This window comes from Streptomyces sp. NPDC002911 (genome assembly GCF_053591835.1).
This window is the reverse complement of sequence record NZ_JBSFUO010000016.1, coordinates 39,945-59,142: the sequence shown is the minus strand read 5'-3', so window position 1 is coordinate 59,142 and position 19,198 is coordinate 39,945. Positions and strand designations below refer to the sequence as shown.

At 70.3% G+C, this 19,198-nt stretch carries 18 protein-coding genes and 2 pseudogenes; 10 read left to right on the top strand and 10 right to left on the bottom strand.

The window, feature by feature from the left end:
- Nucleotides 1-11: 11 nt before the first annotated feature.
- On the bottom strand, nucleotides 12-1,862 hold the full coding sequence (locus ACWD04_RS23385; protein ID WP_451134876.1) for a phage tail sheath family protein: 1,851 nt from the start codon (nucleotides 1,860-1,862) through the stop codon (nucleotides 12-14).
- A 577-nt stretch (nucleotides 1,863-2,439) separates the two neighbouring features.
- Between ACWD04_RS23385 and ACWD04_RS23380 the strand changes: the two genes are divergently transcribed.
- The gene (locus ACWD04_RS23380) at nucleotides 2,440-2,910 is read left to right on the top strand and encodes a hypothetical protein (RefSeq protein ID WP_451134874.1); all 471 of its coding nucleotides are present in this window, start codon (nucleotides 2,440-2,442) and stop codon (nucleotides 2,908-2,910) included.
- Between the two features lie 53 nt (nucleotides 2,911-2,963).
- On the opposite strand, the gene ACWD04_RS23375 is transcribed toward ACWD04_RS23380, so the two are convergent.
- Entirely contained in the window at nucleotides 2,964-3,548 is a 585-nt protein-coding gene (locus tag ACWD04_RS23375; RefSeq protein WP_451135016.1) for a TetR/AcrR family transcriptional regulator, read from the bottom strand.
- A gap of 92 nt (nucleotides 3,549-3,640) precedes the next feature.
- On the opposite strand from ACWD04_RS23375, the gene ACWD04_RS23370 reads away from it, so the two are divergent.
- Complete coding sequence (locus ACWD04_RS23370; RefSeq protein WP_451134872.1) at nucleotides 3,641-4,504, top strand: alpha/beta fold hydrolase; 864 nt, start codon at nucleotides 3,641-3,643, stop codon at nucleotides 4,502-4,504.
- A gap of 57 nt (nucleotides 4,505-4,561) precedes the next feature.
- On the opposite strand, the gene ACWD04_RS23365 is transcribed toward ACWD04_RS23370, so the two are convergent.
- Nucleotides 4,562-5,391 (bottom strand): IS5 family transposase gene (locus tag ACWD04_RS23365; RefSeq protein WP_451135014.1). Its coding sequence is split into 2 segments (ribosomal slippage): nucleotides 4,562-5,061 and nucleotides 5,061-5,391, totalling 831 coding nucleotides; the frame shifts between segments, so codons are not numbered across the junction.
- A gap of 262 nt (nucleotides 5,392-5,653) precedes the next feature.
- A pseudogene (locus ACWD04_RS23360) lies at nucleotides 5,654-5,746 on the bottom strand (aldo/keto reductase); the annotation flags it as partial.
- Between the two features lie 193 nt (nucleotides 5,747-5,939).
- On the opposite strand from ACWD04_RS23360, the gene ACWD04_RS23355 reads away from it, so the two are divergent.
- A complete protein-coding gene (locus ACWD04_RS23355; RefSeq protein WP_451134870.1) occupies nucleotides 5,940-6,488 on the top strand; it encodes a TetR/AcrR family transcriptional regulator in 549 nt (182 codons plus the stop codon).
- A 40-nt stretch (nucleotides 6,489-6,528) separates the two neighbouring features.
- On the top strand, nucleotides 6,529-8,694 hold the full coding sequence (locus ACWD04_RS23350) for an MMPL family transporter (protein WP_451134868.1): 2,166 nt from the start codon (nucleotides 6,529-6,531) through the stop codon (nucleotides 8,692-8,694).
- A 122-nt stretch (nucleotides 8,695-8,816) separates the two neighbouring features.
- On the opposite strand, the gene msrB is transcribed toward ACWD04_RS23350, so the two are convergent.
- The 4 genes from msrB to ACWD04_RS23330 form a co-directional block, all read right to left on the bottom strand.
- A complete protein-coding gene (gene msrB, locus ACWD04_RS23345; RefSeq protein ID WP_451134866.1) occupies nucleotides 8,817-9,224 on the bottom strand; it encodes a peptide-methionine (R)-S-oxide reductase MsrB in 408 nt (135 codons plus the stop codon).
- Nucleotides 9,225-9,234: 10 nt separating this feature from the next.
- Nucleotides 9,235-10,629: a UDP-N-acetylmuramate--L-alanine ligase gene (murC, locus tag ACWD04_RS23340; protein ID WP_451134864.1), complete on the bottom strand. Its 1,395-nt coding sequence runs from the start codon at nucleotides 10,627-10,629 to the stop codon at nucleotides 9,235-9,237.
- Nucleotides 10,630-10,674: 45 nt separating this feature from the next.
- Entirely contained in the window at nucleotides 10,675-11,127 is a 453-nt protein-coding gene (locus ACWD04_RS23335) for an indole-3-glycerol phosphate synthase (RefSeq protein ID WP_451134862.1), read from the bottom strand.
- A gap of 158 nt (nucleotides 11,128-11,285) precedes the next feature.
- Entirely contained in the window at nucleotides 11,286-12,065 is a 780-nt protein-coding gene (locus ACWD04_RS23330; protein ID WP_451134860.1) for a pyrimidine reductase family protein, read from the bottom strand.
- Nucleotides 12,066-12,097: 32 nt separating this feature from the next.
- Between ACWD04_RS23330 and zapE the strand changes: the two genes are divergently transcribed.
- The 4 genes from zapE to ACWD04_RS23310 all read left to right on the top strand — a co-directional run bounded on the left by zapE (nucleotide 12,098) and on the right by ACWD04_RS23310 (nucleotide 16,259).
- Nucleotides 12,098-13,240, top strand: coding sequence for a cell division protein ZapE (zapE, locus tag ACWD04_RS23325; protein WP_451134858.1), 1,143 nt, complete (start codon nucleotides 12,098-12,100; stop codon nucleotides 13,238-13,240).
- Between the two features lie 84 nt (nucleotides 13,241-13,324).
- Nucleotides 13,325-13,750 carry an OsmC family protein gene (locus ACWD04_RS23320; protein WP_033300108.1) on the top strand — a complete coding sequence of 142 codons (426 nt, stop codon included), beginning with the start codon at nucleotides 13,325-13,327 and terminating at the stop codon, nucleotides 13,748-13,750.
- A gap of 133 nt (nucleotides 13,751-13,883) precedes the next feature.
- Entirely contained in the window at nucleotides 13,884-15,260 is a 1,377-nt protein-coding gene (locus tag ACWD04_RS23315) for an alkaline phosphatase PhoX (protein WP_451134855.1), read from the top strand.
- Between the two features lie 96 nt (nucleotides 15,261-15,356).
- Entirely contained in the window at nucleotides 15,357-16,259 is a 903-nt protein-coding gene (locus ACWD04_RS23310; RefSeq protein ID WP_451134853.1) for a polysaccharide deacetylase family protein, read from the top strand.
- A gap of 12 nt (nucleotides 16,260-16,271) precedes the next feature.
- Here the strand turns inward: ACWD04_RS23310 and ACWD04_RS23305 are convergent, their stop codons facing one another.
- Together ACWD04_RS23305 and ACWD04_RS23300 are read right to left on the bottom strand one after the other, a co-directional pair.
- The gene (locus ACWD04_RS23305; RefSeq protein WP_451134851.1) at nucleotides 16,272-16,442 is read right to left on the bottom strand and encodes a hypothetical protein; all 171 of its coding nucleotides are present in this window, start codon (nucleotides 16,440-16,442) and stop codon (nucleotides 16,272-16,274) included.
- Nucleotides 16,443-16,519: 77 nt separating this feature from the next.
- Nucleotides 16,520-16,772: pseudogene (locus ACWD04_RS23300) on the bottom strand (AIM24 family protein); the annotation flags it as partial.
- On the opposite strand from ACWD04_RS23300, the gene ACWD04_RS23295 reads away from it, so the two are divergent.
- Both ACWD04_RS23295 and ACWD04_RS23290 read left to right on the top strand, forming a co-directional pair.
- A complete protein-coding gene (locus ACWD04_RS23295; RefSeq protein ID WP_451134849.1) occupies nucleotides 16,771-17,610 on the top strand; it encodes a peptidyl-tRNA hydrolase in 840 nt (279 codons plus the stop codon). The pseudogene ACWD04_RS23300 and the gene ACWD04_RS23295 overlap by 2 nt on opposite strands.
- Nucleotides 17,611-17,900: 290 nt before the next feature.
- Nucleotides 17,901-19,193 (top strand): DUF692 domain-containing protein, encoded by a 1,293-nt coding sequence (locus ACWD04_RS23290; RefSeq protein WP_451134847.1) that lies wholly within the window; start codon nucleotides 17,901-17,903, stop codon nucleotides 19,191-19,193.
- Nucleotides 19,194-19,198: the final 5 nt, after the last annotated feature.

Below are 19,198 nucleotides of genomic sequence, written 5' to 3'. Positions count from 1 at the left end.
CGAGAGGCCGGCTACGAGAGGTCGAACTGCCCGGCGAACTGCTGGATCTTCACGATCACGAACTCCGCGGGCTTGACCGGTGCGATACCGATCACGACGTTGACCACTCCGCGTTCGATGTCGGCGTCGGTGGTGGTGTCCTTGTCGCACTTCACGAAGTACGCCTCGCGCGGTGTACCGCCCTTGAACGCGCCCTGCCTGAACAGGTCGTTGAGGTAGGCCGACGCCTTGAGCCTGATCTGCTGCCACAGCTGCTCGTCGTTGGGTTCGAAGACGACCCACTGCAGACCGCGGTAGAGGCTCTCCTCGACGTGCAGGGCGAGCCGTCGCACCGGTACGTACTTCCACTCGCTGTCGAGCGCGTCCGCGCCCTCCAGCGTGCGGGCACCCCAGACCAGCGGCCCCACCACGGGGAAGGTGCGCAGGCAGTTCACGCCCAGTGGGGTGAGCAGCCCGTTCTCCCGGTCGGTCAGCTTGACCGTCAGTGACCGGACACCGGCGAGGCGCGCCTCGGTCCCGGCCGGCGCCTTCCACACCCCGCGTTCGCCGTCGGTGCGTGCGATCACCCCGGCGACGGCACCCGACGGCGGGAAGGAGCGCAGCCTCCCGGTCAGCGGGTCGGTCAGCTGCAGATGCGGGAAGTACAGCCCCGCGTGGTTGCTGCGGACGGGTTCGAACGCACCGATCCCGGCCCGCGCGGCGTCGACGCCGCCCCACGTCGAGGGCGAGTCGACGAGCAGGAAGATCCGCCGCTCCTGGCAGAGCTGCTCGGCCGCGGACAGGACGGTGACCATGTCCTCGGTGGACTCGTACGCCGACAGCTCCGGCAGGGCCAGCAGGTTGACGTCGTCCACGTCACGCAGCGACTGGAGACCGGTCTTGGCCCCCTCGCTGCCGATGAGGTCGCGCGGGCCGGGCGGGTCGCCGTCCTTGCCGCCCTCCAGCGGGAAGACGGGCGGGTTCACCGAGGCCTCGAGCCCCAGGTCATTGGCGCACTCGCCGACGAAGCGGACCACGTCGTCCGGGTCGACGGACCCGGCGACGACCTGGAGCCGCCGTCCGAAGGCGGTGACCTCGGCCCCTGCGAAGGCGTGCTTCCCGGGGGCGTCGGGCAGCGCGCGCAGCTTGCGCTCCAGCAGGAGGGCCAGCTCCGTGAGGTTACGGGGCGGTCCACCGTCACGGTCGGGCTCGAAGAGCGTGAACTCGCGCTCCACGTCACCGATCTTGACCTTCAGCTCGACTTCCAGGCCGGGCAGATCCGCCGCGAAGGGCTTGGAGACCGTGCCGGACGGGTCCGGCCGGTCCTCGTCGAGGGCCTTCACCCGGACCAGGGAGGAGCCGGCGTTGACGACTGTCTCGACGAAGCGGCCGTGGCCGGCGTCCATGGACAGTCCGGTGAAAGACTCCCGGGCCCCACCGCGGGCGTCGAGGATCTGGAGGTTGAACGTCCTGTCCGGCGCGGGGGTGTCGTGGTCGACGGCCACCCGCAGGCCCGAGCCCCACACGCCGGGCTCCTTCGCGTGCACCTCGAGCACCGGGCACTCACTGTGCCCCTCCGTGGAGCGGAGCGTGACGCAGGCGTCCTCGCCCGTGCCTGCCTCTGCCACCCGGACGATCACGGCGAGGGTGCCGCCGTTGCCGAAGAACTGGTGCACTGCGTAGCTGAGGGCGCTCCGCGAGGTGAGACCGCCGAACCGGCGCTCGAAGTCCGCGAAGCTGGTGATCCGTACGGGTTGGTCGAGCGGGCCCCGGCGCGTGTGCCCCACGAACGCGGTCACCGAGGTGGTGACCGAGGCGATCGTACGGACGCTGCTGGGAAGCTCTTCGATGTACACACCGGGATAGCTCATGTGCGTCGGCATTCCCCCTCCATTCCCTTCGCGCACCAAGAGATGAGAGGAGAGGAGAAGGAAATGCGTGCGTGCGTCGAATCCGCACACACCGATCCCCCGCGTGTAACCCCCGTCGTTCACCCCGTGCGATATCTGGTCTCGCAGGGCCATCCGCATCCGTGTGCGCTCGTGGCTCCTGATGCATGAGTGCCTGTTGCGAGTGTGTATCGCACGACGAGAACCGGTCAAGACATTGATTCAGTCATCCGGTGCGCGCGACTGGCCGGATCGGAAAATAATGATGTGACGTGGTCAGAGGATTTTCTCATCAGCATATGAAGATTCAATTCACCAGCGCTTCACAGAAAACCCGGAGTCCATGAGCAGAACAAGCCGAGTTGACTCGATGGCGGCGCGCCGCCGTGCGTCGGGACCGCGAGGAGTAGTCAATCGTTTCGATTTACGGCTGAACTGTCGTACTCGGGGCATTTGCGATTCCGGCGGATCGCACGGCCGGCACCGGGACCGCGGGCACGGAGCGGCAGGTACCGTAGGGAGGACTATTTCGTGAGCCTCCTGGCGGGCTGCGTACACCCAGGAGGAAGACATGACGACGAACCGCGGGCGCAAGGACGTGATCCGGGACCGGATGGCCGCGACGGGCGAGTCGTACAACGTCGCCGCGCGGAACCTGAAGGCGATGAAGGACATGGGCGCCACCCGCGACGCCCGGCTCGTCCAGCGCTGGCAACCTGCGGACTCGCTCGATGTGCCCTGCCCGTGCGGCGGTACGTGCGAGCCCGGCGAGACCTGTGACCACTGCCATGCCCGGCACCGGCACGTGAAGCGCTACCCGGGCAGCGTCACGGACGTGGAGACCTGGGCGGACCGCTACGAGTGCATGGGCTGTCCGGCCTCGTACACGCTGACCGTTCACCTGGCAGGACGCCCGTGGGGTGTGGCCGAGACCGTGGTGCAGGGCGGTGCGGCGGAGGAGATCGTACGGGCCCGGGTGTTCCCCGGGGTGGTACACCCGCTGCTGCGGGCCGAGGTGGGCGCGGAGTCCGGCCAGGACTAGGTGGTGTCTTCAAATGATCTTGCGTGGTGGATTCAGCGTCGGGTGGTATGTCGTCACGAGCCGTCGGATGCAGGAGTAGCGGGGCCGAACAGTTCGTCCAGGTGGTGGCGCAGGACAAGCAGGGCTGCTTTACCGGTGCGCTGGCTGCCCAGCACGCTGGAGCCGAGGCCGTTGACCATGGCCATCAGTCCGGCCGCCACCATGGCGGGATCTTTCTCGGGGCCGACAGCGCCGGCCTCTTGCGCCAGGCGGAGCTGCTTGGCGAGGAAGCCTTCCAGTAGTGCGGGTTGGGGTGTGGCGTGTTCTTCCAGCGAGCTGTCACCGAGGACGAGCACGTAGTAGGCGGCGTAGATCCGGGTGATCCGGCGGCTCTCATCGTCTGTCGGCAGGACGCTGGAGAGGATGGCGGTGACCGTGGAGCGTGGTTGCGGCGGAGAGCCCGCCTCGCGGACCCACCGGTCCATGCGGGCCTGGAGCTGGGTGCCCAGCCGGGCGAGGGCGTCCAGCACCAGGGCTTGCTTGGTCGTGAAGTAGTACTGCACCAGCCGAAGGGAGACGCCCGCCTCGGTGGCGACCGCCCGCATGCTCACCGACTGGAGCCCCTCGGTGGCGGCGATACGCAGCAGAGCCTCCGCGATCTGTTTCCTGCGTTCCTCGTGATCGACGCGCGCGGCGATGGTCGACCTCCCCCTAGTGGTACACGTGTATCAACTTGTGATACGTCTGTACCATGAGCATAGGCGAGTTCAGGAACGACAAGGCCCGCGAGCGTTTCCACACCGTCTACGGACGCCTGCTCGACCGGCTCTGGCCGGACCCGGTCGACGCCTTCGACCTGCCGACATCCTTCGGTACCACCCGCGTCCACCGTGCCGGGCCGCCCTGCTCCGACCCGGTCGTCCTGCTGTCGGGCGCCAACGGCAACTCCCTGATGTGGCACCGGTACATCGAGCCGATCGCCCGCCATCACACGGTGATCGCCGTTGACACGGTCGGTGAGCCGGGCGCCAGCATCCAGAGCGCGCCCCTGACCGGCGCCGAGGACGGGGCCCGCTGGCTGGAGGAGGTACTCGCCGGGCTGGAGGCCACCACCGCGCATCTCGTCGGCTGCTCCTACGGCGGCTGGCTGGCGCTCGGCCATCAGATGCACCACCCGGGCCGCACGGCCGCCCTCACCCTGGTCGAACCCGCCGGATTCGCCGACCCCGGCCGCCGCTTCTACGCCTGGCTCATCGCCGGCGGCCTGGCCGGCATGGCCCCCCGCGCACTGCGCCCCCGACTGTCCCGCTGGATCGGCAACAGCGCCATCCTGGAGACCGAGCTGATGGAACTGGGACGCACCTCCATCGGGTTCCGGCGCGCTCTTCCGCCGGCCCGGGTCTTCTCCGACGAGGAGTTGCGCCGGGTGCGGGTCCCCTCGCTCTTCCTGCTCGGGGAGCAGAGCTCACTGCACGACGCACGCCAGGTCGCGGAGCGAGTAGGAGCCCTCATGCCCACAGCCGAGGTGGAGGTCGTGCCCGGTGCGAGCCACGCCCTGCCGACCGACGATCCGGAACTGGTGGCCGCCCGCATCCTGCGGCACGCGGCAGAGTGATGGCGTTTCCAGCGCTGCAACAGAACTGGACCTGTCTCTAGGAGTTGCCTTCACATGTCACGCCCACATCAGGAGCGAGGCGAGGGCGACGGCTGCTTGATAGGACTCGACGGTCTTGTCGTAGCGGGTGGCGATGCCTCGCCATTGCTTCAAGCGGTTGAAGCAGCGTTCGACCACGTTGCGCTGCTTGTAGAACTGCTTGTCAAAGGCTGGCGGTCGTCCGCCGCGGCTGCCGCGCCTGAGCCGGTTGCGGATCTGGTCGGCCCGTTCCGGGATGGTGTGGCCGACGCCCCGCTGCCTGAGCCAGGTCCGGATGGCCTTGGAGCTGTAGCCCTTGTCGCCTAGGACATGGTCGGGCCGGTTCCGTGGCCGTCCCGGACCGAGGCGGGGCACCCGTATCGCGTCCATCACGGTCGTGAACTGGGTGCAGTCGTTGGTGTTCCCACCAGTCACAGTGAAGGCGAGCGGACGCCCCACGGCTTCGCACGCCAGGTGAATTTTGCTGGTCAGGCCGCCTCTGGAGCGTCCAAGGCCGGGGCTGCGGAGCCCCCTTTTGGAGCCCCGGCGGCGTGCTGGTGGGCGCGGACGATGGTGGAGTCGACCGACACAAGCCAGTCGATGTCCCCGGTGGCGTCCGCCCGTGCCTGGGCAGCCCGGAGCATCCGCTCGAACGTGCCGTCCAGAGCCCACCGGCGAAACCGGGTGTGCAGCGTGGCCCAGGGACCGTACCGCTCGGGAACGTCACGCCAAGCGATCCCGGTGCGGAACTTCCACACAATCCCGTTGAGCACCGTGCGGTCGTCCAACCGCTTCCTGCCCCGCGACGACTCAGGCAGCAAGGACCGCACGAACTCCCATTCGGCATCTGACAGCTCATGACGACGTATCACCCAACGATGATCCACCACGCAAGATCATTTGAAGACACCGCCTAGGGCACCTCAGGGCCGGAGATCCGAACTCCGGACCATGCCGTCTCTCACCGGTCTCGCCGCCGCCCCGCCCGTACCTGAACAGTTCACACCAGCCTGAGCCGGACGGCCCGCACCCTGGACGCCTGACCCCCTGGCGCCGGGGGTGCTCGGACCAGCGGTCGAGGCGTGCGTGGTGGGCGGGGACAGCTGGAGCTGTTCGGCGGCGATGTCCTCCGGTGCCGATCAGGGTGATGCCCAGGTCTACGGCCCGCCGGGCGACCGCGACGGAAGCCTCACGGGCCGGACCCCGCTCCGTCGGCAGGTGCATGGCCCCGAGCCCCAGCCGTCGCACGTACAGATCCCCGCCGGGAGGAACCGCGGCCGATGCCCCACCCCTGGGGTCAAGGGGCCACGTCAACAGCAGAGTTGGCCAGGACAGCGTGAAGCCGGGGTGGCAGGCGTCACGAAGAGCGCCTGACCGATCGGTCAGAGCTGACCGATCGGTCAGCTACGGTGAACTCATGCCACGTCCGCCTTCCGCGATGCGCCGTCACATCCTCGACTCCGCCCTGGGCCTCTTCGCTGAGCACGGCTTCAAGGGGACCTCGCTGCACGACATCGCCGTCGAGGCGCACTGTTCCAAGGCGTCCCTGCTCTACCACTTCGCCGGCAAGGACGCGATTCTCACGGAACTGCTGGCCTCGCCGGCCGAGGGGCTGTCCGCCCTGAGTGAGGAGTTGGCGGTGCTGGACGGCGACCAGGCCGTCGAGTCGGCCGTGGCGGGCTATGTCGGCCTGGCGGTGCGTTTCCACCTCGAGGTGAAGATCATCTTCGCCGCGTTGCCCGACATGCTCGGACATCCGGTACTGGCCGTCATTCCCGAGGCGATCGACCGGCTCGCGGATGCGCTGGCCGGCCGGTCCCGACAACCGCGTGCGCGTGTCATGGCCCAGATGGTGATCGGAGGGGTGGCCGTCACGGTCGCCTCCGACGTCGACGTCGACCGGGACACCCTGCGCGCCGAACTGGTCCGGGGAGCACTGAGAACCCTCGGACATCCCACCAGCTGACACAAGTCGTCCAGGTCCAAGAGAAAGACGCCTCTTTCGCATGGCAATCCTGCTGTACCGGCTCGGCCGGCTCTCCTTCCGTCGCCGAGGGCGTGTCCTCGCCCTGTGGCTTCTGCTGCTCGCCCTGCTCGGAGGCGGCGCGGCAGCCTTCAGCGGGCCCACCACCAGCAAGTTCTCGATACCGGGCACCGAGTCCCAGAAGGCCCTGGACTCGCTCTCCAGGGAATTCCCGCAGGCAGGCGGCGCGACGGGGACGATCGTCGTCGCGGCGCCCGAGGGCGGGAAGCTCACACCGGCGGCCGTCGCCCCCGTGACCGAGGAGGCCGGAAAGGTTCCCGGTGTCCTCGCGGCCGTCGACCCGTTCATATCCAAGGCCGTCTCGCAGGACGGCCGCTACGCCTTGATCCAGGTGCAGTTCGAGTCGGGTGTCGACGGCATCACCGACGCGCAGCGCGAGTCGTTCAGGGAGGCGGGGTCGGACGTCACCGACCTCCGTGTCGAGCACGGCGGCGAGATCATGCGGGGCGTCCCGGAGATCGGTTCGACCGAGGCCATCGGTGTCGCGGTGGCCGCCCTCGTCCTGGTCCTCACCTTCGGCTCCCTGGTGGCGGCGGGCATGACCCTGCTGAACGCCCTGGTCGGCGTGGCGGCGGGCATGGCCGGGCTGTTCTCCCTCAGCAGCACCGTGGAGCTGACGAGCACCGCGCCGATCCTGGCGCTCATGCTCGGCCTGGCCGTCGGCATCGACTACGCGCTGTTCATCACCTCCCGCTACCGCCAGTACCTCTCGGAGGGCATGGAGAGGGAGGAAGCAGCCGGCCGGGCGACCGGGACCGCCGGTTCCGCCGTCGTGTTCGCAGGCGCCACCGTCGTCATCGCACTGGCGGGGCTCGCTGTAGCCGGTGTCCCGTTCCTCACGGTCATGGGGCTGGCGGCCGCCGCCACGGTCGCCCTCGCCGTGCTGGTCTCCCTCACGCTGCTGCCTGCCGTCCTCGGCTTCGCGGGCGTACGCGTCCTGCCCCGGAAGCTCCGGACGCAGGACCGGGCACCCGCCCCCGTCGAGGCCGGGACCGGCTTCGGCTTCCGCTGGGGCCGGATCGTGGCGCGGCTGCGCGTGCCCGTGCTCCTTGTCGGTGTGGTCGGGCTGGGCGCGCTCGCCCTGCCCGTGCAGGACATGCGGCTGTCACTGCCCGACGCCGGCACCGAGGCGGTCGGCTCGCCCAACCGTGAGGCCTACGACCTGACCACCGAAGGGTTCGGTGAGGGCTTCAACGGCCGGCTGATCGCCGTCGTTTCCGGCGACAGCGCGCAGGCGACCGGCGCCGCGGTCAAGGAGACCACCGCGCTGATCATGGACACCGACGGCGTACTGGCCGTCGCCGCCCCGCAGATGAATGAGAAGCGCACCACCGCCCTGCTGGCGGTGATCCCCGAGACGGGTCCCACCGACGCCGCGACCGAGGACACCGTCCACGCGATCCGTGACCGGGTGGAGGACGTCAAGGGGGCCGGCATCGCGTTGACCGGTGCCACCGCGGTCGGTATCGACGTCTCGGAGAAGCTCGCCGACGCGCTGCCGGTCTATCTCCTGCTGGTGGTCGGGCTGTCCATCCTGCTGCTGATGCTCGTCTTCCGGTCGGTCCTGGTCCCGCTCAAGGCGGCACTCGGCTTCCTGCTGACGATCGGTGCCACCTTCGGCATCACCGTCGCTATCTTCCAGGAAGGTCATCTGGCGGACCTGGTCGGCCTCGACACGCCCGGCCCGCTGGTCAGCTTCCTGCCCATCCTCCTGATCGGCATCCTCTTCGGACTGGCCATGGACTACGAGGTCTTCCTCGTCTCGCGGATGCGGGAGGACTTCGTCCACGGCGCCGATGCCCGCGAGGCCGTCATCAGCGGCGTCGGCCACAACGCGCGCGTGGTCACGGCCGCGGCGGTGATCATGTTCGCCGTCTTCGGCGGATTCGTGTTCATGCCCGACCCGATCATCAAGTCCATCGGGTTCGCCCTGGCGATCGGCGTACTCATCGACGCGTTCATCGTAAGGATGGCTCTCGTGCCGGCCGTCATGCACCTGCTGGGACGCGCCGCCTGGTATCTGCCGCGCCCGGTCGACCGGGCCCTGCCCGACCTCGATATCGAGGGCGAGCGGCTGAACACCCACATCCCGGGGCAGCAGAAGGAAAACGAGCTCGTGAAGACGTGAGCACGGCCGTACGGACGGCCTGAGGGCCTGCTCCACCCGACAGAACGGCCCGTCAGGAGCACATGCCTCCTGACGGGCCGTTCCGTTGGATCCGGCGCCGGTACGCGCCGGGCCCGGCGCGATCAGCTCTCGTCGGGCGCCAGCGTCAGCGAGATCGAGTTGATGCAGTACCGCTGGTCCGTGGGAGTCGAGTAGCCCTCGCCCTCGAAGACGTGCCCCAGGTGCGAGCCGCAGCGGGCGCAGCGCACCTCGGTGCGGGTCATGCCGAGGGTGTTGTCCTGGAGCAGCTCGACCGCGTCGGTGTCCTTCGGGTCGTAGAAGGACGGCCAGCCGCAGTGCGACTCGAATTTGGTGTCGGAGCGGAACAGCTCCGCTCCGCAGGCACGGCAGGAGTAGACGCCCGCCGTCTTGGTGTCGGTGTACTCACCCACGAAGGCGGGCTCGGTGCCGGCCTTGCGCAGCACCGCGTACTCGGCGGGCGACAGCTCCGCCCGCCATTGCTCGTCCGGCTTCTCGACGTCGTACGACACGGTGGCTCCCTCAGCTCGACAGGTGGTCCAGGATCTGCGGGCCGAGGTCAGTGACATCGCCCGCTCCCATGGTGAGAACCAGATCGCCGGGCTTCGCCATTCCCGCGACGGCGGCGGGGACCGCCGCCTTGTCGGGGACGGCCGTGACATCGGCGCCCACGGCCTTCGCGGCGTCGATGATCAGTGCGCTCGTGACGCCCGGGACCGGGTCCTCCCTGGCCGGGTAGATGTCCAGTACCAGCGAGGCGTCCGCGAGGGCGAGAGCCTGGCCCATCTCCGTGCCGAGCTCCTGGGTGCGGGAGAAGAGGTGGGGCTGGAAGACCACCAGGAGGCGGGCATCGGTCGCCGCCCCGCGCATGGCTTCCAGGTCGGCGGTCATCTCGGTGGGGTGGTGCGCGTACGAGTCGATGACCTGGACACCGGCCGCCTCGCCCTTGAGCTGGAGGCGGCGCTTGACCCCGGTGTACTTGCCGATGGCGGAGGCCAGATTGTGCGCGGGGATGCCGAGGGCGACACCGGCGGCGAGCGCGGCGACCGCGTTGTGCGCGTAGTGGCGGCCGGGCACGGAGACCGTGAAGGTGAGGTACCTGCCGTTGAGGACGACCGTGACCTCGCTGGTCAGACCGCGCGCGGTGACCTTGTGCACACGTACGTCGGCGCCCTCGGACTCGCCGTAGGTGACGACGGTGAGGGAGGAGAGATCGCGGACCCGCCGGGTGAGCTCGACGGCGCCGGGCTGGTCGGCGGCGATGACGAGGGTGCCGCCGGGGACGACCTTGCCGACGAAGGTCTCGAAGGATTCGTAGATCTCGTCCATCGAGGCGTAGTTCGCGTGGTGGTCCAGCTCGACGTTGAGGACGATCGCGACCTCGGGGGCGTACTTCTGGAAGCTCCGGTCGCTCTCGTCCGCCTCGGCGACGAAGATGTCGCCCTGGCCGTGGGTGGCGTTGGTGCCGGGGCCCTCCAGGTCGCCGCCGATGGCGTACGAGGGGTCGAGGGCCAGCTCGGACAGGGCGACGGCGAGCATCGAGGTGGTGGTGGTCTTGCCGTGCGTGCCGGCGACCGCGATCGCGCGCAGGCCCTCCATCAGGGAGGCGAGCGCGTCGGAGCGGTGCACTACGGGAATGTCCAGCCCGGTGGCGCGGACCAGCTCGGGGTTGTCGGCGCGGATGGCGCTGGAGACGACCACGGAGGTCGCGTCGTCGGCCAGGTGCCCGGCGGCGTGGCCGATGTGGACGGTCACTCCCAGCGCGCGCAGGGCGTCGGCGGTGGCGGACTCCCGGGCGTCGCTGCCCGCCACCTTCGCGCCGCGCTGGGCGAGGATCTTCGCGATGCCCGACATTCCGGCGCCGCCGATGCCGATGAAGTGCGGCCGTTCCAGGGCGGCAGGAATACCGGGTGCCATACGTGTCTCTCCCGAGGTGTGACGTGTATCTGGGTGCGCCCTAGCCTATTCGCTGTGCGCGAAGAGCTTGAGCACCGGGACGCCGACCTTGTGACGGGCCCGGGACGCCCAGTCGCGGTGGAAGAACTCCTCGACGTAGTGCGGCGCCGTCAGCACGATGACCTCGTCGGCCCCGGAGTCGTCGACCACGGTCTTCAGCTTGTCCAGGGGATGGTCCTCGACCACCTGTCCGACGGCCTCCGAGCCCGCCTCGCGCAGCTCCCGGAGCGAATACTCCAGCGCCATCTCGGCGGGCTCCCTGGCTTCCTTTCCCTCCGGCTGCTCCCCTTCGCGGACGGCGTCCCGGAGCTCGCCGATCGCCACGTCGTCGATCGCGCGCAGCAGCACATCGGCCTGGTCACCACGGGGCTGCATCAGTACGACGAACGAGATCCGCTCCTCGCCGTGAAGGGTCGTGACGAACCCCACGTCCTCGGGAGTGAGGGGCTTCTCGATCATCAAAACGCTTGTGAACACGACGGGCGCCCTTCCGCTTCATCTCGTCGGCCGCAGGGACGGCCGCTGTTGCTGAAACCATCCTTCCCCGCAATTGCACGGGGTAGCAGGACTAAGTGTGCCCACCCGGAGCTAACCGGAACGGGCAATTCCGCCATATGTCAGATCTTCCCGTAGCGAGTGAAGAGGAATCCTGCCTCCTCCAGGAGCGAGACGAGGGAGAAACGTTCCGGCACCGAGATGGCGGGCCCGCCCGCGATGCGCTGCGCGTCTCCGGCCGCGAGCAGCGGGGAAAGGGTCAGACAGAGCTCGTCCAGGACCCCGGCCGCCACGAACTGGCCGAGCAGCCGCGGCCCTCCTTCGGTGAGGAGCCGGGTGAGTCCCCGCGAGGCCAGTTCCGTCACCGCGCGCGCCGGGTCGACGGCGGAACCGTCCCCGGCGAACAGCACCTCGACCCCTGCCTCCCTGGCCGCGTGGACCCGGTCCGAGGGTGCTTCCGTTCCGGTGATCAGGAGGGTCGGGACCAGGGGCGAGACGAAGAGCGGGAGCGAGAAGTCCAGGTCCAGGCCGGCGCTTACGACAGCGATGGCCGGGGCGGGGGCCTGCCCGGCGGCCTCGCGCCGGGCGGCGAAGGCGTCGCGGGCCCGCGCGGGCCGGTAGCCCTCCAGGCGCACCGTCTCGGCGCCGACGACGATCGCGTCGGCCAGGCCACGCAGGGTGCCGAAGATCCGCATGTCGACGGGGGACGAGATGCCCTGGGAACGGCCGTCGTGCTGAGCGGCGCCGTCCAGGGTGGCGACCATGTTGGCGCGGAGCCAGGGGCGCACGCCGTCGGGATAGGCGTAGGCGTCGGCCAGCTCCTCGAGCGTCCACTCGCGATCGGCGGCGGCAGCGGTTTGAGCTGGGGTTGTCAGGTCCGTCACAGGGAGCAGGCGTCGCATGCCCAGCAGTCTGGCACTTAAGGTGGAGTGTTGTGTCGTCCTCCACAGCCGTGCCGGGGCAGAGCCCCATAGCCGAAACGGCCCCGCAGTCCCTGTGCGCCCTCGAGCCACGCGTCCCCGCCGACCGTCTGGTCGCGGAGATGGTGCCGCCGCCGCGTTTCGACTCGGTGCGCTTCGATACGTATGTCCCCGACCCGAACCAGCCGAGCCAGACCGCGGCGGTCGAGGTCCTCAGCTCCTTCGCGGCCGGGCTGGGCGGAGCGCATGCGACGGGATCCGGGAAGACGGGAAGAGCCCGGAGCGCATCCTCCGGGGGGTGGTGGCGGGCGACGGGCGGGCGGTTCGGCAGGAAGGCGGCGGCAGCGCCCACCGGGCCGCGCGGGGTCTATCTCGACGGCGGATACGGCGTCGGGAAGACGCACCTGCTGGCCTCGCTCTGGCACGCCACCCCGGCCGCGCCGTCACTCAAGGCCTTCGGCACCTTCGTCGAGCTGACGAACCTGGTCGGCGCTCTGGGCTTCCAGCAGACCGTGCAGACCCTGAGCGGGCACCGGCTGCTCTGCATCGACGAATTCGAACTGGACGACCCGGGTGACACCGTCCTGGTGTCGTCCCTGCTCAGCAGGCTGGTCGAGGCGGGCGTCGCGCTGGCCGCCACATCGAACACGCTGCCCGGCAAGCTCGGCGAGGGCCGTTTCGCGGCCGCCGACTTCCTCCGCGAGATCCAGGGGCTGTCCTCGCACTTCCGGCCGTTGCGGATCGACGGAGAGGACTACCGCCACCGAGGACTGCCCGAGGCGCCGCCACCGTACTCCGAGGATCAGGTCACCAGGGCCGCGTATGCGACCGCGGGTGCCTCGCTCGATGACTTCCCGGCCCTGCTCGACCATCTCGCCCGGGTCCATCCGAGCCGTTACGGCGCGCTGACGGACGGGATCACGGCGGTCTGCCTCACCGATGTGCAGCCGGTGCCCGACCAGTCGACGGCGCTGCGCCTGGTGGTGCTCGCGGACCGCCTGTACGACCGGGAGGTCCCGGTGCTCGCCTCCGGTCTTCCCTTCGACCGGCTGTTCAGTGACGAGATGCTGAACGGCGGGTACCGGAAGAAGTATTTCCGGGCCATCTCGCGGCTGACGGCACTGGCTCGTGACGCAAAGGGACTGGTGGCGCAGTAGGTTCAGGGGTTGAAGGGCGTACGAGTGCCTCCGGGTGCCGCGTACGGCCGGACAAACCGCGCACACCGTTTGAAGGGATCCAGCATGGCTACCACGCGTCAGGCGCACACGGTCTGGGAAGGCAACCTGCTCGAGGGCAACGGCGTTGTCACCCTCGACTCCTCCGGGATCGGGGAGTACCCGGTCTCCTGGCCGTCCCGCGCGGAGAAGGCGAACGGCAAGACCAGCCCCGAGGAGCTCATCGCGGCCGCGCACTCCAGCTGCTTCTCGATGGCCCTGTCCAACGGTCTGGCCACGGCGGGCACTCCGCCCACCCGGTTGAACACCCAGGCCGAGGTCACCTTCCAGCCCGGTACCGGCATCACCGGCATCCACCTCACGGTGGAGGGCGAGGTCCCGGGTCTGGACGAGGCGGGCTTCGTGAAGGCCGCCGAGGACGCCAAGGCGAACTGCCCGGTCAGCCAGGCGCTCACGGGCACCACCATCACGCTCACCGCGTCTCTGGCCTGATCCCACTTGTCCCTGGGGCCTCAAGCGCCCCGGGGACACAAGGGGCACCGTGACCCGCATGGTTCCCGCGCGCCGCGACGCGTGGTACACACATGCGGGTCACTTCACCTGTCCGCCAACAGGGAGTTGCCTCATGTCATCCGCACCTCGACACCTCGCGACACGACGACAGATGCTGGCCGCCGGCGCCGCGACCGCCGCCTCGGTCGCCTTCACGGGGGCCTTCACCGAACTCTTCTCCGGCACCGCAGAGGCCCGGGGCCACAGCGGCTACGGCCCCCTCGTGCCGGACCCGGACGGCCTGCTCGACCTGCCGAAAGGTTTCCGCTACCGGGTGCTCTCCCGGGAGGGCGATCCGCTCCGCTCCGGCGAGGGCCAGGTCCCGGGCAACCACGACGGCATGGCCGCCTTCGCAGGCCGCCGCGGCCGGGTCCACCTGGTGCGCAACCACGAGAACCGGGTCACGGGCAGAATCGGCGTCCCGACGGTCGAAGGCCTCACCTACGACCCCGCGGGCAAGGGCGGTTGCACGGCCCTGGAGCTCGACAGCCGGGGCGATGTGATCGGCGAGCGCGTCGCCATCGCCGGCACGGCCGTCAACTGCGCGGGGGGACCCACTCCCTGGAACACCTGGCTGACCTGCGAGGAGACCGAGGACAAGGCCGGCACCAACGGTTACACCAAGGACCACGGCTTCATCTTCGAGGTGGACGGCGCCGATCCGCGCCGCACCGGGGCCGTACCGCTGACCGCGATGGGCCGCTTCCAGCACGAGGCCGTCGCGGTCGACCCGCGGAACGGCATCGTGTACGAGACGGAGGACGCGTTCGAGAAGCCCTTCGGGCTCTTCTACCGCTTCCTCCCCGAGAAACCGCTCGGCGGGACGGGCTCGCTGCGGGCCGGCGGAGCGCTGGAGGCCATGCGGGTACCCGGCGTGCCCGACCTCTCCCAGATCCAGGAGACGGGTGCGAGCTTCGACCGGATCGAGTGGGTCCCCGTACCGGACCCGCAGGCCGCGCAGACGCCCATCCGGCTGCAGGACTTCGGGCCGAAGGGCATCACGCACGCCCAGAAGCTGGAGGGCTGCTACTGGGGCGGGTCGTCGGTGTACTTCGTCTCCAGCTTCGCGCACAGCGCGGAGGGGTCGGCCGCAGACCACTACGGCCAGGTGTGGCGGTATGAGCCGAAGCGGCGCCGGCTCACCCTGGTGATCGTCTTCGGCCCGGACACCGACATCCGGCTGCCGGGCGAGTCCCCGGACAACATCTGCCTCGCCGCCGGGGGTGGGCTGATGGTCTGTGAGGACGGGGGCGGCGCGCAGCACGTGCTGGGAGTGACACGGCGCGGCGAGGTCTACGCGATGGCGCGGGGACGGCAGAACATCGGGACGGCCGAGGAGCCGGAGTGGGGCGAGTTCGCGGGCGTCACGTTCTCACCGGACGGCGGGACGATGTTCGTGAACTGCTACACGCCGGGGACGACGTTCGCGGTGACGGGCCCCTGGCGCTGACCGGGGCATGAGCAGGCGAGTGACCCGGCGGTCCGGTGGCCGGGCGACCGGAGTGCCGTGATCATAATCTGACAAAAAGTCAGCTAGCGTCCCTCAGTGATCAAATCCGTTCTTACGACGATCGCGCTGACTGTGGTGAGTGGGGTGCTCGCCGGCTGCGGAAGCTCCGGGGCCACCCTCGCCAGGACCGCAGCGCTTCCGACGGTCTCTCCGGAGTCCGCGACGGGGTCCCCGTCGCGGACTCCGGACAGCGAGCCGCCCGTACTGGCCCCCGGCCCCGGCGGCCTCACGCCCGTCTTCGAGCGACGCCCAGACGGCTCGGGGGCGGGCTCCGGCCCCGGCTCCCGGAACTCGGCGGGCGGGCCCGACAAGGTCGTGGCTCTCACCTTCGACGCGGACATGACGGCGGACCAGGGACCGCGTGCCGCCGACGGCGAGCGCTTCGACAACCCCGGGCTGGTCGCGTCGCTGCGCCGGCTGAAGGTCCCGTCGACGGTCTTCATGACCGGCAGGTGGGCGCAGGAGTACCCGGTCCAGGCCCGCTCGATCGGCACCGACCCCCTGTTCGAGATCGCCAACCATTCGTTCAGCCACTACGCTTTCTCCTCCCCCTGCTACGGGCTGCCGACCGTCGAGAAGACGGGCATGCGGCGCGATGTGGAGCGGGCCTTCGCCGCGATCCGGAAGACGGGGGCGCGCAATGTCGTGCCGTACTTCCGCTTCCCCGGCGGCTGCTACGACGACGCGTCGCTGAAGGCTCTGGCCCCGACCGGGGTGACCGCGGTCCAGTGGGACGTGGTCAGCGGTGACGCCTTCGCCACGGACGCGGACGCGGTGGCCGAGCAGGTGCTGGCAGGCGTGAAGCCGGGTTCGCTGGTGGTCATGCACTGCACCCGCAGCGCGGCGCCCGTCACCGATGACGCGGTGCGCCGGATCGTCCCCGAGCTGCGCGAGCGCGGCTACCGCTTCGTCAAGGTCTCGGATCTGATGCGCGGCTGAACGCGCCCCGCGTCAGCCGGAACAGGCGGTGCGGCCGGCCTCCTGCCAGGCACAGACCGGGCAGAGCGTGCTGCCCTTCGTCGACTCCGGGTATTCGGTCGGCTTCCGGCACAGCACGCACTCGGCGTACGCGTCCACGGGTGCGGGGGCCGGCGCGGGCGTCTCGCAGTACGCATCGTCCATACGTACGAGCGTACTCACTCGCGCAGATCCATCTTTACGATGAGGCAGTGTGCCGCCTCATGGGCGACTCAGGGAGCGAACCACGCCTCGCCCTGCCCCGTGACCGCCATCACGGTCAGCCCCTCGCCGGTCACCGCACACTCGAGCATGCCGCCCATGCCCTGCCTTGCGCTCGAACTGCAGATCGCCCCGGAAGGCGATCATCGATCCCTGCCGCGCGTGCATCTCACCGTTGACTGCGTACTTGATGGATGTGGCGTTCTGCGGAGTCATGCCGGGGGCGGCGGCCGGCTGCGCCATGTGCTCACTGGAAGAGAGGTCGCTCTTCATGCCGCGCATCCTCACCCGGAGCGCTCCGTTCCGCCAAGGACGGCTTGTCGGAGGGACCTGGCAGACTGGGGTGGTGAGCAGCGACAGCATTTCTGAGCCCCTTCCCGCAGCGCCGGAGGCCCCCGCCGACAGCCCGTTCCGTGCCGAGCCGACCTCCCGTGACGAAGCCCCGCAGTTCGTCCTGCCACTGGTGGTGCACGTCGAGAAGACCGACCCCCCGGCGCGCCACGACGCCCTGGTGACCGCCGCGCGTGCGGTGCTCACGATCCTCTCGGACCCCCGCTCGCTGGGCGAGGACGAGGCCGGAACCGAGGGCGAGTGGGCGCGGGTCATGCACGACTGGCAGGACGCCCGGATCCGCAAGGTGGTGCGGCGGGCGCGCGGCGCGGAGTGGCGCAAGGCGTGCACGCTGCCCGGGATCACGGTCACCGGTGAGCACGCCGAGGTCCGGGTGTTCCCGCCGGTGCCCCTGGACGGCTGGCCCAAGGAACTGGCCAAGCTCCAGGTGTCGGGCACCGACCTGGACGACCCCGAGGCCCCTCCCGCGCCCGATCCGGTCGGCCCGGTGCTCTGGATGAATCCGGACGTCAGCATGTCGGCGGGCAAGGCGATGGCGCAGGCCGGGCACGGCGCGCAGCTCGCCTGGTGGGAGCTGTCGGACACCGAGCGCAAGGCGTGGCGTGAGGCGGGGTTCCCGCTCTCCGTCGCCACCCCGGACGCCGCCCGCTGGCGCGAACTCACCGCGAGCGGGCTGCCGGTGGTGCGGGACGCCGGGTTCACCGAGGTCGCCCCGGGGTCCTGCACGGTCGTCGCCGACCACCCGGCGCTGCGCCGCTGAGCTGCGGGGGCGGGCCGGTCCGCCCGCCCCTGCGGCCGCGTGACCCGCGGGCCTGGTCGCTTTCCGCCCTGCCCGGCTGAACGTCCCTGCGCCGACATGCGTATCTCCCGACCGATGTCCGGTCACGGGTCGGCGCTTGCAGCCCGGGCACACGGGTGGTGCCCGTGGCGACGTACAGCGGACGGCCGACCCGTCGGGGAACCTCAAGTTGAGCTCTGAACGTCCCCCCTTTCGGGTTCGCCGGCGGCCGGCGGGGCCATCACCCCTGCACAGAACGGGGAGGGGACATCATGAAGCTGGGAATCGGCATCGGATGGCGGCCGGACATCGCGGACGCCGTCGAGGCTCTGCCGGGGATCGACTGGGTCGAGGCCGTCGCGGAGAACCTCTGTGCGGACCATCTCCCCGAGTCCCTCGTCCGTCTCCGGGAGCGCGGGGTCACGGTCGTCCCGCACGGGGTGTCCCTCGGCCTGGGCGGGGCCGACCGTCCGGATCCCGGCCGTCTCGCCGATCTGGCCGCGCGGGCCGAACTGCTGGGCACGCCCCTGGTGACGGAGCACATCGCGTTCGTCCGCGCCGGAGGGCCGCTCACCGCCTCGCCGGTGCTGGAAGCGGGCCATCTGCTGCCGGTACCCCGGACCTGGGACGCGCTGGAAGTACTGTGCGAGAACGTGCGGATCGCGCAGGACTCGCTGCCCGTCCCACTGGCCCTGGAGAACATCGCCGCGCTGGTCTCCTGGCCCGACGAGGAGCTGAGCGAGGGGCAGTTCCTCGCGGAACTGGTCGCACGCACCGGCGTACGGCTGCTGATCGACGTCGCCAATCTGCACACCAACCACGTCAACCGTGGTGAGTGCCCCGCGACCGCGCTCGACGAACTGCCGGTGGAGGCCATCGCCTACGTCCATGTGGCGGGCGGCATCGAGAAGGACGGCGTCTGGCACGACACACACGCCCACCCCGTGACACGCCCCGTCCTGGACGTGCTGAGCGAGCTCCGCTCCCGCGTGGACCCGCCGGGTGTCCTGCTGGAGCGCGACGACGACTTCCCGCCGCCCGAGGTGTTGGCCGGTGAACTGACCGCGATCCGCGACACGCTGGCCGCGGCGGCCACCGCTCCGGGGGCGGCCCCGCGGCGGGGCGCCCGGCCCCCTGAGCCGGCTGCCCGCGCTTCCGGCGCCCGCGACCGGACCGCCGTGGCACAGACCGCGCTGCTCTCCGCGCTCGTGGCCGGCGCTCCCGCGCCGGACGGCTTCGACCACCGGCGCCTGGAGGTACAGAGCCGCGCCCTGGCCGCGAAGCGCGCCGACGTCGTCGCCGAGGTCGCGCCCGAGCTGCCCGAGATCCTCGGCGACGGCTACCGAGCGGCGTTCCTCGCGTACGCCGGAAACCGGCCGATGTCCGCCGGATACCGCCGTGACGCCCTCGACTTCGCCGAGCACCTGCTCATCGCCGACCGTCCCGCCGACGAAGCGGCGAGGCGACGGCTGACCCGCTGGTGGCAGGACCGGGCCGCGCCGCGCCCGCCCCGGCGAGGAGCTCGCCTGGTCCGCGCCGCCCGTACCGCCCTTCTGGGAAGGTGACCCCC